The following is a 14,183-nucleotide window of genomic DNA, read 5'->3' on the forward strand; positions in this document are numbered from 1 at the left end:
TCCGCGAGCAACCCCTCTGACATCGACGAAACCCGACACGACCGGCGGGTTCACCGGTCGTGTCGGGCGGACTGGGTCAGTGGTCGAGATGCGCCGGGTCTCAGCTGTACCAGGTCGGTTCGGGCAGTTCACCGATCAGCTGGTGACGACCGACCTCGCGACGCTTGTAGGCGACCGGGTCGTGGAGCGTGTGCGTCCGGACGTTGCGGAAGAACAGGTCGAGACCCACCTTCGACGAGGTCGACCGGGCACCGGTGACCTCGAAGATGCGCGTGGTGATCTCGAGTGCGACGTCGGTGGCGGCGGCCTTCGCGGCGGCGACCCGCACCTCGTGGGCGCCGCGCTCGGAGGCGGTGACGTCCCACGCGTTGTCGTGGATCTTCTGCTGCTCGACGGCCACGGCGTCGGCGAGCGCCTCGGCGGCCCACAGCTTCGTGGTCAGGTCGCCGTAGGTGTCGATGACGTACGGCTCGTCGACGGCGCGGTCGAATCCCCCGTGCAGCCACGGGCGGGTGGTGTCGCGGGTGTAGTCGGCGGCGGTCTGCAGGGCGCCGCGGGCGATGCCGAGGTAGAAGTTGATGAACACCAACTGGATGATCGGCACGTTGAGGGTGTTGTAGACGCGCGGCTGGAATTCCTTGTCCACGAACCCGGCCGCCGACGCCCACTCGGTGGTGACGTTGTCGATGGTGACGCTGCCGCTCTCGGTGAGGCGCTGGCCGAGGTTGTCCCAGTCGTGGTGGAAGGTGAGGCCCTCGCTGTTGCTGGGCACGATCGCGAAGATGTGGGCACCGGTGGTCTCGAGGACGCCCTCGAGGACGGTGACGTCGGAGACGTGCGAGCCGGTCGAGAACGACTTGCGGCCGGTGTAGCTGATGGTGTCGCCGTTGTCGGTGATCGTCACGTCGCTGTCGCGGGGGTTGACCGCGCCTCCGAAGAACCACTTGTTCTGGGTCGCCGCGGTTTCCACGGCCTCGATCTGCTCGCGTGTCCCGACGAGCCGCGCCGCCCAGAACCAGAGCAGGTGGTAGCCCAGGAGCTGGCCGATGGATCCGTCGCCGGCGGCGACGGCACGGATCACCTCGTAGGCGGTGACCCAGTTCTGGCCACCTCCGCCGTGCTCGACGGGGCCGAGGAGGGTGACCAGGCCCGACTCCTTGAGCAGGGCGACCTCGGCGTGCGGGGTCGCGCCGGCGCGGTCACGCTCGACGGCGTCGGCGGCGAGGATCGAGGCGACCTCGTGGGCGCGTCGGATCCAGCCGGCGGAGTCGCTCGGCGTCTCGGTCCAGGCGCTGCGGTCGGGGTGGACGGTGGTGTCACGGGAAAGGGTGGAAGTCATGGAGGACATGACAGCAACCGAACAGGCGTCTGTGACCCGTTGCGCGCGCGCTGAGTCCAACCCCGCTCACCAGCGGTGGGCGGTCCCCTGGGCGGTGAACCACTCCAGCAGTGACGGATCGTCCATCGACCGCGGGTCGATCGCGACGTCGGTGCGGCCGGCCAGGATCCCGGTGACCGGGACCTCGAGCTTCTTGCCGGTGCGGGTGTGCGGGATGCCGGGGGCCTCGATCACCTCGTCGGGGACGTGCCGCGGGGACAGGCGTGTGCGGACGTCGGAGGCGATGCGCGCGATGAGCGCGTCGTCGAGGACGGCGCCGTCGACGAGAGTGAGGAACAGCGGCATCCAGTAGGCGCCGTCGGGTCCGTCGACACCGAGGACGAAGGCCTCGGCGACCTCGGGGATGGCCTCGACGACCTCGTAGATGTCGGCCGATCCCATGCGGATGCCGTGGCGGTTGAGCGTCGCGTCGCTGCGTCCGTGGATCACGACCGACCCGCGGTCGGTCACCGTCACCCAGTCGCCGTGACGCCACACCCCCGGCGCCGGACCTTGATCCCACTCGTGCTCGAAATAGGCAGCGCGGTAGCGGCTGCCGTCGTCATCGGCCCAGAACGACACCGGCATCGACGGCATCGGGGTGGTGATGACCATCTCCCCGACCTCGTCGATGAGTTCGGTCCGGTCGGGCGCCCAGCTGTGCAGGGCCACACCGAGATAGCGCACCGAGAGTTCGCCGGGGACCACCGGCTCACCGACCGATCCCCCGGCGAAGGCGGTGACGACGTCGGTGCCGCCGCTGACCGACGACACCGCGACGTCGGCGCCGACGTTCTCGTCGACCCAGTCGAACAGGTCGGCGGCCAGCGTCGAGCCGGTGCTGCCCAGGGTCGCGAGGCGGTGCAGGTCGTGATCGGTGCCGGGGTGCAGTCCCGCCTTGCGGGAGGCCTGCAGCTGGCCGGGACTGGTCCCGAAGTAGGTGACGCCCTCGCGCTCCAGCAGCGACCACAGCCGGTCGGCGTCGGGATACAGCGGGGAGCCCGAATAGCAGATCACCGTTGCGCCGCAGAGCAATCCGGCGACCCGGTAGTTCCACATCATCCAGCTGAGCGCGGTCTGCCAGAAGAAGACGTCTCCCGGACCGAGGTCGGAGTGCAGGGAGATGACCTTGAGGTGTTCGAGCACGACGCCGCCGTGGCCGTGGACGATGCCCTTCGGGCGGCCGGTGGTCCCGGAGCTGAAGAGCACCCACAGCGGGTGGTCGAAGGCGACGTCGGTGACCTGCGGGGTGCGGGGCTCGGCGACGACGGCGGCGTGATCGACGACCGTGACCTCGCCCCATCCGCCGCTGGACAGTTCGGGGCCGCCCTCGATGTGCACGGTGACGATCGCGCGCAGCGTCGGCAGCGCGGCGACGAGTTCGTCGACGTGGGAACGTTTGTCGATCCACTTGCCGTTGTAGCGATAGCCGTTCGCGACGATCAGTGCGCTCGGATCGAGCTGGCCGAGACGGGCGGCGGCACCGTCGGGCGCGTAGTCGGCGCCGCAGCCCGACCAGATGGCGCCGAGCGACGCGGTCGCGAGGAAGACGGTCATGGCCTCGACGACGTCGGGCAAATAGCCGACGACCACGTCGCCGCGCCCCACGCCGGCATCGGCGAGTGCGGCGGCGAGAGCGCCGATCTGTCCGGGCAGGTCGGCGCGGTCGACGACCGTCCGCTCCCCTGCCTCGTCGATCCCGACGAGCGCGGGCCCGTTCGCGTCCCGGGCGTGCCGCAGGACCTCGTCGACGTAGTTCAGCTCGACGCCGGGGAACCATCGGGCCCCGGGCATCCCCGGGTCCGGGAGGACGGCGTCGGCATCGGAACCCAGTGGTGCGCCGCGGTTGTCGAGCTCGAAGAAATCCCAGAGCGCGCGCCAGAATCGTGCCGGCTCGTCGATCGACCACTGCCACATCGCGGCGTAGTCGCCCCCGACACCGTCGGGGAGCCGGGCGGCGAACCGTTCGATCGCCGTGGTCATCGAGCGCTCACCCCGAGCATCTGCGCGGCCTGCTCGCGCATCACCACCTTGCGCACCTTCCCGGTCACGGTCATGGGGAACTCCTCGACGACATGCACGTACCTCGGGATCTTGTGTTTCGCGATCACCCCGGACGCGAACTCCCGCAACGATTCCGCCGTCATCGCGGGCGCACCCTCACGCAGGCGGACCCACGCCATGATCTCCTCGCCGTAGCGCTCGTCGGGGACGCCGATCACCTGGGCGTCGAGGATGTCGGGGTGGGTGTAGAGGAATTCCTCGATCTCGCGGGGATAGATGTTCTCGCCGCCCCGGATCACCATGTCCTTGATCCGCCCGGTGATCTGCACGTAGCCGTCGTCGTCCATCACGGCGATGTCGCCGGTGTGCATCCACCCGTCGTCGCCGAGCACCTCGGCCGTCTTCGCCGGCTCGTCCCAGTAGCCGCTCATCACGCTGTACCCGCGGGTGCAGAACTCGCCGGCGACCCCACGGTCGACGATGGCGTCGTCGCCGTCGACGATCTTGATCTCGAGGTGCGGACCCACGCGCCCGACCGTGCCGACACGGCGGTCGAGGGAGTCGTCGGTGCGGGTCTGCGTCGAGACCGGCGACGTCTCGGTCATGCCGTAGCAGATCGACACCTCGTCCATGTTCATCCGCGTGACCACCTGGCGCATCACGTGTTCCGGACACGGCGATCCCGCCATGATCCCGGTGCGCAACGACGACAGGTCGTGGTCGTCGGCGTCTGGCGAATCGAGGAGGGCGAGCTCGGCGATGAACATGGTCGGCACACCGTACAGACTGGTACACCTGTGCTGCTCGACCGCACGCAGGGTCGCCGCCGGGTCGAAAGCCGGGGCGGGGATCACCATCGCGGCACCGTGACTCGTCGCCGCGAGATTGCCCATCACCATGCCGAAGCAGTGATAGAACGGCACCGGGATCGCAATCCGGTCGTCGGCGGTATACCCGCACAGCTCCCCGACGAGGTACCCGTTGTTGCCGATGTTCCGATGCGATAACGTCGCGCCCTTCGGGAAACCCGTTGTCCCCGACGTGTACTGGATGTTGATCGGGTCATCGGCCGAGAGCCCCGCCGTCACCTCGGCGACCGCCGCCGACGCCTCCGCCGTCGGTGTGGCGAGCAACTCGTCCCACTCCAGGTCACCCATCACGACGACCTCGCGCAGTTCCGGACACGACGCACGCGCGGTGGCGAGCATGGCGCGGTAGTCGGAATCCTTGAACGACGGCGCCGCGATGACCGTCGACGCCCCCGACTGGACGAGTGCGTACTCGATCTCGCGCTGCCGGTACGCGGGGTTGAGGTTGACGAGGATGACGCCGATCTCGGCGCACGCGTACTGGGTGACCACCCATTCCCACCGGTTCGGCGACCACAGTCCGAGGCGGTCGGCCGGGCGCAGGCCCTGCGCGTACAGGCCGGCGGCGAGGGCGTGCACGGTCGCGGCGAACTCGCGATAGGTCCACCGCCGATCGGCCGCGCAGTCGATGAGCGCGTCGTTGTCGGGGACGCGGGCGACCGTGGCGGCGAGGTTCGCGGGGATGGTCGTCTCGAGCAGAGGCGGTCGTGCCTCGCCGCGCGCGTATGAGGGCTCGGGGGCGGACGGGACGGAGGACTCGGTCATACCGACATGATGCATCCCGACGTGACACACGTCACGATCGCCGCCTACGGTGGTGTCACCAACACTCGGTGACTCACCGAACACAAAGGACGGCCGTCCCCACCACCCCCGGGGCCGCGGCCGGACACATACGCAAAGGCCCAGGTGACCCCTATGACCCTCGCAACCGACCGCCGCAACGACGGCCCGACCGACCCGCACCGCGACGGTGCGACCGCGTTCTCGCTCGACGACCGCTACACCCGCGAGTCCGGCACGATCTACCTCACCGGCATCCAGGCGCTGGTCCGCATGGTCGCAGACCGCTCCCGGCTCGATCGCCGCACCGGCCTCCACACCGCGTCGTTCATCTCCGGCTACGAGGGATCCCCACTTGCCGGCTACGACCTCGAGATCGCCCGCCGCCGCCGGCACCTCGAACCGTGGGACATCACCCACCGCCCGGCCCTGAACGAGGAACTCGCCGCGACCTCGGTGATGGGTTCACAGGTCGCCGCCCGGGTCGGCCACCTCGCCGCCGACGCCGGCGGCGATGTCCGCGACGGCGTCGTCGGGTACTGGTACGGCAAGGCACCCGGTCTCGACCGCGCGTCGGACGCACTACGTCACGCGAACCTCATCGGCACAGACCACCACGGGGGCGCAGTGGCTCTCGTCGGCGACGATCCGGGTGCGAAGAGCTCCACCGTCCCGTGCGCGTCGGAGATGGCGCTGGCCGATCTGTACATGCCGATCCTGTATCCCGCCGACTCGCAGGACATCCTCGACTTCGGCATCCACGCGGCGATGATGTCGCGGGTGTCGGGCCTGTGGACGTCGATGAAGATCTCCGCCCACGTCGCCGACGGCGCCTCGACCGCGGTCGTCGACCCCGACCGGATCGTGCCGGTGTACGGCGATCTGGGGACCAGCCCGCACATCCCGAGCGGCAAGCTGCTCGGCGCGAACCTGATGGAGCTCGAACAGAACCAACTGACCATCCGCAAGCCGCGCGCCGAGGAGTACGCGCGACTCAACCGGTTGAACCGGATCGTCGCGCGGACCGGCGACGACCGCATCGGCATCGTTGCCGCGGGCAAGACCTACCTCGACGTGCGGGAGGCGTTGCGACTCATCGGTGTCGGCGACGATGAGCTGGGCGCGCTGGGGATCCGGATCCTGAAGCTCGGCATGGTCTACCCGTTCGAGCGACAGATCCTCGACGAGTTCGTGGCCGGTCTCGACGAGGTGATCGTCGTGGAGGAGAAGCGCGATTTCATCGAGACGATGATGCGTGACATCCTCTTTCGCCAGGCGGACGCCCCGGCGATCGTCGGCAAGACGAACGAGGACGGGTCCACCCTGTTCTCGCGGTTCGGGGAACTCGACATCGACGCGGTGGTCCGCGGACTGGCATCGCGCCTCGCGCGACGCCACCACGTGCCCGCCGCGGTCGATTGGATCGACCGGCAGAGCCGCAAGCGCACCCGCATCGAACTGCCGCTCGCCGTCCGCAGCCCCTACTTCTGTTCGGGGTGCCCGCACAACAGCTCCACGAAGGTCTCCGACGACACCCTCGTCGGAGCCGGGATCGGTTGCCACGCCATGGTTCTGCTGATGGACCCGGCGCAGGTCGGTGACGTCACCGGCGTCACCCAGATGGGTGGGGAGGGCGCGCAGTGGTTGGGCATGGCGCCCTTCCTCACCGAACGCCACTTCGTGCAGAACGTCGGCGACGGCACATTCATGCACTCGGGGTCGCTCGCGCTGCGCTACGCCGTGGCCTCCGGCGAGAACATCACCTACAAGTTGCTCTACAACGGCACCGTCGCGATGACCGGCGGTCAGGACGCCGTCGGCGCGCAGGGACTGCCGCAACTGACGGCACTGCTGCTCGCCGAAGGGGTTCGCCGCGTCGTGGTCACCTCCGACGACCCGACCCGCACCCGCGCGCTGGGACTCCCGGTCGGGGTGACCGTCCGACACCGCGACGACATGCTCGAGGTGCAGAACGAGCTGGCCGCGGTCTCGGGCGTCACCGTTCTGGTGCACGATCAGCACTGCGCGGCCGAGAAGCGCCGAAAGCGCAAGCGCGGCACGGCGCCGGTCCCAACCCAGCGCGTGATGATCAACGAACGCATCTGCGAGGGATGCGGCGACTGCGGCGAGACGTCCAACTGCCTGTCGGTGCACCCGGTGGACACCGAGTTCGGGCGCAAGACCCACATCGACCAGAGCTCGTGCAACCTCGACTTCTCGTGCCTCAAAGGCGACTGCCCGTCGTTCGTGACCGTGACACCCGGAACCGCGCCGACCCGTCGCTCGGCCGTCGATGATCTCGCGGCCGACTCGGTGGCCGAACCGGCACACCGGCGCACCGCGACCGCCGGCTTCCGCCTGCGGGTGACGGGTATCGGCGGCACCGGTGTCGTCACGGTGTCGCAGGTGCTCGCCACCGCGGGTGTCCTCGACGGTCACGACGCACGCACCGTCGACATGACCGGTCTGGCCCAGAAGGGCGGCGCGGTGGTGAGCGACGTCAAGATCGGGCCCCCGACACCCGACGGCCCGATCGAGCAGGCGGCGAAGATCGCCTCCGGTGACTGCGACCTGTACCTGTCGTGTGATCCGCTCGTCGGCGCCGACCCCGTGAACCTGAAGGTGGCGAGTCCGGACCGGACGACAGCCGTCGTGTCCACCAGCGCGATCCCGACCGGCGCCATGGTCGTCGACACCTCCGTCGGCTTCCCCTCCGACCAGCAGATCCACGACGCGATCGACCGCGCGACCGGTCGGGCGGTGTACCTCGACCCCATGGCGTTGGCCACCGACCTGTTCGGCGACGAGCAGTACGCCAACATGCTGATGGTCGGGGCGGCGTACCAGACAGGCGCGCTGGCGATCTCGGCCGAGTCACTGGAACGGGCGATCGAGCTCAACGGTGTCGCGGTGGCCGCCAACCTGCAGGCGTTCCGACGCGGACGTCACGTGGTCGCCGAGCCTGACGCCGTGCGCGAGGCGATCGCGCAACGCCGCCCGAAGCCGGTCGTGGCGCAGCCCTCGGCCACCGCACGAGAGATGATCGCACCGCTGGGCGATCTCGACGACGAGGTGCGCGAACTCCTGCTCCGGAGGGTCGACGAGCTGATCGCATATCAGGATCGGCGCTACGCGCAGGCCTTCCTCGATGACGTCGAACGGGTCCGGGCGGCCGAGACAGCCCTGGGCTCTTCGCGTCTCACGGTCGCCGTCGTGCGCCACCTGTTCAAGCTGATGGCCTACAAGGACGAGTACGAGGTGGCTCGCCTCACGGCCGATGCCGCGTTCGCGGCCGAGGTCGCCGGCCAGTTCGGCGACGACGCCAAGGTCGCGGTGCGGTTGCACCCGCCGACGCTGCGGGCGATGGGCATGCGGAACAAGCTGTCGCTGGGCGGCTGGGCGCGACCGGCGCTCTCGGGTCTGGCGCGGGCGAAGAGGCTGCGGGGCACCCGACTCGACCCGTTCGGTCGGGCCGAGGTGCGCCGTACCGAGCGCGAGCTCATCGTCGAGTACCGGGAGGTCCTCGACGGGATGACCACGGCACTGCAGAGCGGGGCGATCGGCAGCGACCGCCTCGACGCCGCCGTGGCACTCGCCGAACTCCCCGACATGGTGCGCGGATACGAATCGATCAAGATGGCCAACGTCGAGCGCTATCGCGCGGAGCTGACGCGGCAGAGGAGTGCTCTGGGGGTCTGAACGTCAGCGGACCGGATGGGTGGTGAGCTCGGCACCGGTGTCGCGGTGGGTCCACGTGATCGACCGGTCGGGGTGCATGTGGGCATGCCAGAGCCCAACGGTCTTCACGTGGTGATGGAGCACGCACAGCAACGCGAGGTTGATCCTGATCGTCCACCCGCCGGCGGCCGGGTTCGTGTGGTCGAACGGGATCTGGTGGTCGATCTCGCAGGCACTGGGCGGTTGGTTGCAGTACGGGAACCGGCAGTGGTCGTCGTGTTCGTTGATCCAGTCCCGCAGCGACTGCGACGGCGCGTACGTCAGTGCACCCCGGGGCGGTCCGGGAGCCGGCGTGTGCCCGGCCGTCTGATGGTGGCCGGCGCGGATGCAGGCGAGAGTTCCTGCGGGCTGGAGCGGTCCCCGCCGGGCGCCTGAGGCCGGCGTCGGATTCTGCGCGGGGAGGGTGTCGTCGTGGAGCACCTGCCACGGCGCATCGGTCGACAGGGACCGTGCCAGCGCGGGGTCGATGGCGCCGTGCCCCTCGATCCACGGCGCCATCGAACCCTGCGCGCCGAGAACAGTGGCTACGTCGGTGTGCAGCACGACCATGGTCGGCGCCGGCAGCACTGCGGTCGAGGGATCTGCGGATGCACTCGGGCAGTGGTCTGCACCGCACCAACAGGACAGTGTGGTCGCGCCACGGCTCAGCGCGAGGAGTGCCGCGACTCGCTTCTGCCCGATCGATCGCGGATCACGTGGGCACAGTGTGGCGACGAGCGCAGCGATGCGCCCGTCGATCTCGACGCCATCCTGCGCGGGAACACATCCGGTGATCGCCGAGTGGCCGTGCCGGTCGGGCTTCACGCGGAAGTCCTGCTGCTCGGCGAAGTCCTGTCGATCGCGTGCGGCCTGCTCGGGATCGAGCTCGATGCACATCTCCTCGAGCCTGTCGCGGAGTTGTCGGTGCGACATCGCCGTGTCGGCGTCGAGCCGGATGGCCTCGGCCTCGAGCTGTTTGCGTACGAGCGGCTCGTGGCCGCTGATGGTGGTGGCGATCATGTTCACGCGATAGAAGTCCATGTCGCCGTGGAGAAATGCGGCGCGCAGGTCTGGGAGGTCGTCGAGCAGAATCGACAACCCGATGATCGTCGTGGCCTTCGACGTCGACACCCCGAGCGCGGTCGCCACCTCGACGGTGGCGCCCTTGTCGGCGATGTTGCCGAACTGCGGGCCCATCCCGTCCTCGCCCGCCGAGATCGCCGCGAACCTGATGGCATGCAGACGACCCGAGGCGATCACCTTTGCTGCGGCGCAACGGTTCTCCGACCGCTGAGCGTCCTGCGCGATCTGCGTCGCGATACGGACGGACGGCGAAGCCACCAGGTCGTCGACCCCCGTGACATCCACCCCCGCGAACATGACATCAGCGTAGGGGCACCCTCCGACAACCCACCTCGGACGACAACTGCCACGGCACTCTGTCCACAGGAGCACTTCGTCCACAGATCCGCATCGATTCGACGCACCGGGGCCATTTTCTGACAGTGGTGACAAATTATGAACATCACCGCTAAGTTCGAGCCGTGGCCACGACACCGACAGCCAAGCCGTCGACCTTCATCCAGGAGAAGCGACGTCAGCAGCTCGTCGACGCGACCATCACGGTGCTCGCCGAGACCGGTGTCGCAGGAGCCACCTTCGTCGCCATCGCCGCACGCGCGGGCGTGAGTCGCGGGGTCATCAACTACCACTTCGCCGATCGTGCGGCCCTTCTCGACGCGGTGGTGGTGCACGTCTACTCGCTCGGCCGCGACGAGGTCGAGTCGTCCGTCCAGAGCGCGAGCACACCGGCCGCCGCCATACGCGCGATGATCATCGGCAGCATCGCCTTCTACGCCCGGCACATCCACGAGATGACCGCGCTGTCGGCGATCTACCGCTCCGATGATGTCGACGCCGTCGGACGTGACGATCGTGGCGAGCACTCCGCCGAGATGGCGAAGCTGACGGTGATCCTGCGACGCGGGCAGCGCACACGCGAGTTCCGCCGGTTCGATGTGGACGTGATGGCCGCGTCGCTTCGTGCCGTTCTCGATTCGGCCATCGGCCAGTTGGCCGCCGGCGCCGATCCCACCCGCCTGGGTCGCGAGATCGGCAACCTGTTCGACTCAGCGACCCGATCGGAGACGTCATGAGAAAGACCCTCTGCACCCTCGCCGTCCTCGCAGTGATGGCCACCGCGGCATGCGGTGACGACGGCCGACCCGCTTCGGTCCCCACCGACGCACCGCTGCGCGTGGAGACCAGCAGCGGCGTGCTGCAGGGGAAAGCCGACTCGACCACCCGGCAGTTCCTCGGCGTCCGGTACGCGCAGCCGCCCACCGGCGCGAAGCGGTGGACGCTGCCCACATCGGTCGACACGCCCGACGCCCGCGTGGACGCGACGAGGTCGGGAGCGCCGTGCGAGCAGACCGCAGCGCTGCCGACACTCCCTGCGCCCGACGAGGACTGCCTGTCGCTGAACGTGACCACCCCCAGGAAGACGACGCCCGATCGTTCCCTGCCGGTGATGGTCTGGTGGCACGGCGGTGGGTACACGCGTGACGCGGGTTCGCCGTACGGCGCCCAGCGCCTCGCCGACATCGGCGACGTCATGGTGGTGACGATCAACTACCGTCTGGGGATCTTCGGATACCTCGGGTTGCCGAACCTGGCGGGCGGTGGCGATTTCGGGCTCGCCGACCAACTCGAGTCACTGCGGTGGGTACAGCGCAACGCCGCCGCGTTCGGCGGCGACCCCGACAACGTGACCTTGTTCGGCGAGTCCGCGGGCGGTATGTCCGCGTGTGCGGCGCTGACGTCCCCTTCGGCGCGGGGTCTGATCGACAAGGCGATCATCTCGTCGGGATCGTGCGCGCTCGAGTTCCCGACCGGATCCATCTACCCCGGCGTGCCCGTCGAACGGCCGTATGTCTCGGCGGCGGAATCGATCAAGACGGGGACCGAGGCCGCCCGCACCCTCGGATGCCTAAACGCCTCGACCGTCGACTGCCTGCGGGCGCTCCCCGCGGCGCGGCTGCTGACCCAGGACGAGAACTTCAGCAACACCCTCGCTTACGGGACCCCATTGCTTCCCCGCGACCCACGCGAGGCCGTCGCCTCGGGTGACACCTTGCGCGTACCGCTGATCTCGGGTGGCAACCGTGACGAGAACGACGCCTTCACCGCAGGTGCGCTCGCGGCGACGCCGACCGCGTACACCGCGGCGTCGTTCCCGAACGATCTCCGGGCCGCCTACGGCGCACGTGCCGACGATGTCGCGCAACGGTATCCGCTGTCGCGTTTCGCCGGCGCGCCGGCCGCGCTCGCCCGTACGTTCACCGATGCCGGTTGGGCCTGTCCGACAACACGGTCCGCACAGCAGTACGCGGCACACGCGCCGGTGTTCAGCTATGAGTTCTCCGACGAGACCGGACCCAACGTGAGCGGCGGCTCGTCACCGCAGATCCCGAAGGCGGCATTCCACGCGAACGATCTGCCCTATCTCTTAGACCTGTTCGGAAAGAACCTCGTGCCGAACGACCCGCAGGCCTCGTTGTCGCGCAGGATGATCGAGTACTGGACGTCGTTCGCGCACACGGGGACTCCCAGGGCCCAGAACGCGCCGTCCTGGCCGCGCACCACCACCGCGTCGGCACCCGTCCTCGGCTTCACCTCGTCGGGCGTTCGCCTCGTTGACCATGCCGCCGATCACCAATGTTCGTTCTGGGCGGGTATGGGTGTGCGCTGACACGTGAGCGATCAGCCGACGTAGCTGCTTCCGTTCCAGCGCAGGATCTTCGAGGTGACCGTGCCTCCCGCACACGACGGTTCGCAGTCGTTGCTCGACTCCTTGATCGCGTACGCACCCGACGCATCGGGGCCCTGGAGTTCGGCGTAGTAATACCGCAACGGGCCGGTCGCGTAATCCGCCCCGATCGGTGAGAAACCGTCGGCTGTGGGGTGCAGCACGATGATGCCGTCGTATCGACCCGGGTTGTACGTCACGAACATGTTGTTGTTCGAGTCCGGCGCCGATGCGGCCATCGCCCATCTGCTCTCGCCGTTGTTGTCGGCGAAACTCCAGCGGATCGTCCCGGTTCCGTCGACCGCGAGGATGCAGGCCGGCTGCGGACCGATTCCCTTCCCCAGAACCGTGAACACCCGCGTCGGCCCCCACGATGGATGCACGACATCGACGGTTCCGGTCACCTTCGTGTTCGCACACAGCGCCGGGGCGCCGTTCGTCGGAGGCTCCGCGGGCAGCGCGGCGGTGGCGGGCGCGGTGGCCGTGTCGGCGCCCGACGTCGTCGCGTCGGTGGTGGACTCCGCGGTCGGGTCGCCGCCCACCGAGCTGCCGGTCGAGGTCGACGCGGTCACCGTCACGGTGCGCGCAACTGTCGGACCGTCGTCGGATCCGCAGCCGGCGCACAGCGCGACCATCGCTCCCACCGCCGCCAGGGCTCCGAGAAGGCGGCCACCGCTGTTCACAGACATGTTCGTCACGGTAACGGCCCGGGCGTCCTCCGGCCCGGATTCGGTGAACTGTTCGCGCGAACGCAGTACCTCCCTGCCGTAGCGTCGGACCCATGTCGACACCCCAGAGTTCCGCCGCGATCGCCACGGGCGTCACCGACTCCGCGCTCGCCGGACTCCGGCGATGGAACATCGGCCTGACCGTGCTCCACGCCGCGCAGGCGGTGGCGATCCTGCTGCTGGGCAACGGCTTCGCCATCACCGTCAACTCGTCGTTCCCCACCGGGCCACCCGGCGCTGCCCAGCCGCCGCCGTCGTCGTTGGTCGACGTGTCGATCGGCGCCGCGATCGCGGTGTTCCTGTTCCTCGCGGCCGCCGACCACCTGCTCACCGCGACCGTTGTACGCGGGATCTACGAGTCGGATCTGCGTCGCGGCATCAACAGGTTCCGGTGGATCGAGTACTCGATCAGCGCGACCATCATGATCGTGCTGATCGGTTTCTACTTCGGTCTCACCGACATCGGCACCGTGATCGTCATGTGCGGCGCCAACATCGCGATGATCCTGTTCGGCTGGCTGCAGGAGCGCATGAACCCACCCGGCCGAGCGGACACCACGATGCTGCCGTTCTGGTTCGGATGCGTCGCGGGCGCGGCCCCCTGGGGCGCGATCGTCGTCAACTTCGTGGGCGCCGGCGACAAGGTGCCCGCGTTCGTGATCGGCATCTTCGTGTCGCTGCTCGTCTTCTTCTCCACCTTCGCGATCAACCAGTGGCTGCAATACCGCGAGATCGGCCCGTGGCGCAGCTACGCGTTCGGCGAGAAGACGTACCTCGTGCTGAGCCTCGTCGCCAAGTCACTCCTGGCCTGGCAGATCTTCGGTGGCTCACTGGCCGTGTGACAACTTTTTCCCCGTTCCGGAAATAGATGCAGTCTGCATATAGTTGGGCTATAC

General features: G+C 68.8%; 9 protein-coding genes. 4 read left to right on the forward strand and 5 right to left on the reverse strand.

Annotation, left to right across the window (positions count from 1 at the left end; all coding sequences use genetic code 11):
- Window positions 1–100: 100 nt before the first annotated feature.
- From ASG12_RS16775 to ASG12_RS16785, 3 genes are all read right to left on the reverse strand, one after another.
- Entirely contained in the window at window positions 101–1,339 is a 1,239-nt protein-coding gene (locus ASG12_RS16775) for an acyl-CoA dehydrogenase family protein (RefSeq protein ID WP_055792003.1), read from the reverse strand.
- Between the two features lie 66 nt (window positions 1,340–1,405).
- Window positions 1,406–3,361 (reverse strand): acetoacetate--CoA ligase, encoded by a 1,956-nt coding sequence (locus ASG12_RS16780; RefSeq protein ID WP_055792007.1) that lies wholly within the window; start codon window positions 3,359–3,361, stop codon window positions 1,406–1,408.
- On the reverse strand, window positions 3,358–5,016 hold the full coding sequence (locus tag ASG12_RS16785; RefSeq protein ID WP_055792010.1) for an AMP-binding protein: 1,659 nt from the start codon (window positions 5,014–5,016) through the stop codon (window positions 3,358–3,360). The genes ASG12_RS16780 and ASG12_RS16785 overlap by 4 nt, the downstream gene beginning before the upstream one ends.
- A gap of 153 nt (window positions 5,017–5,169) precedes the next feature.
- Between ASG12_RS16785 and ASG12_RS16790 the strand changes: the two genes are divergently transcribed.
- The gene (locus ASG12_RS16790; RefSeq protein ID WP_055792013.1) at window positions 5,170–8,733 is read left to right on the forward strand and encodes an indolepyruvate ferredoxin oxidoreductase family protein; all 3,564 of its coding nucleotides are present in this window, start codon (window positions 5,170–5,172) and stop codon (window positions 8,731–8,733) included.
- A gap of 3 nt (window positions 8,734–8,736) precedes the next feature.
- Here ASG12_RS16790 and ASG12_RS16795 read toward each other — a convergent pair whose 3' ends face one another.
- Window positions 8,737–10,131 (reverse strand): HNH endonuclease signature motif containing protein, encoded by a 1,395-nt coding sequence (locus ASG12_RS16795; RefSeq protein ID WP_055792016.1) that lies wholly within the window; start codon window positions 10,129–10,131, stop codon window positions 8,737–8,739.
- A 164-nt stretch (window positions 10,132–10,295) separates the two neighbouring features.
- Here ASG12_RS16795 and ASG12_RS16800 point away from each other — a divergent pair, with 164 nt between their 5' ends.
- Together ASG12_RS16800 and ASG12_RS16805 are read left to right on the forward strand one after the other, a co-directional pair.
- The gene (locus tag ASG12_RS16800; protein ID WP_055792018.1) at window positions 10,296–10,907 is read left to right on the forward strand and encodes a TetR/AcrR family transcriptional regulator; all 612 of its coding nucleotides are present in this window, start codon (window positions 10,296–10,298) and stop codon (window positions 10,905–10,907) included.
- Window positions 10,904–12,502 (forward strand): carboxylesterase/lipase family protein, encoded by a 1,599-nt coding sequence (locus ASG12_RS16805; RefSeq protein WP_055792022.1) that lies wholly within the window; start codon window positions 10,904–10,906, stop codon window positions 12,500–12,502. Before ASG12_RS16800 ends, ASG12_RS16805 begins: the two co-directional genes overlap by 4 nt.
- Before the next feature lie 11 nt (window positions 12,503–12,513).
- Here the strand turns inward: ASG12_RS16805 and ASG12_RS16810 are convergent, their stop codons facing one another.
- Window positions 12,514–13,248: a hypothetical protein gene (locus tag ASG12_RS16810; protein ID WP_156378148.1), complete on the reverse strand. Its 735-nt coding sequence runs from the start codon at window positions 13,246–13,248 to the stop codon at window positions 12,514–12,516.
- A gap of 92 nt (window positions 13,249–13,340) precedes the next feature.
- Here ASG12_RS16810 and heR point away from each other — a divergent pair, with 92 nt between their 5' ends.
- The gene (gene heR / locus ASG12_RS16815; RefSeq protein WP_055792026.1) at window positions 13,341–14,129 is read left to right on the forward strand and encodes a heliorhodopsin HeR; all 789 of its coding nucleotides are present in this window, start codon (window positions 13,341–13,343) and stop codon (window positions 14,127–14,129) included.
- Window positions 14,130–14,183: the final 54 nt, after the last annotated feature.

The organism is Williamsia sp. Leaf354, from assembly GCF_001424365.1.
In the GTDB taxonomy this organism is placed as follows: domain Bacteria; phylum Actinomycetota; class Actinomycetes; order Mycobacteriales; family Mycobacteriaceae; genus Williamsia_A.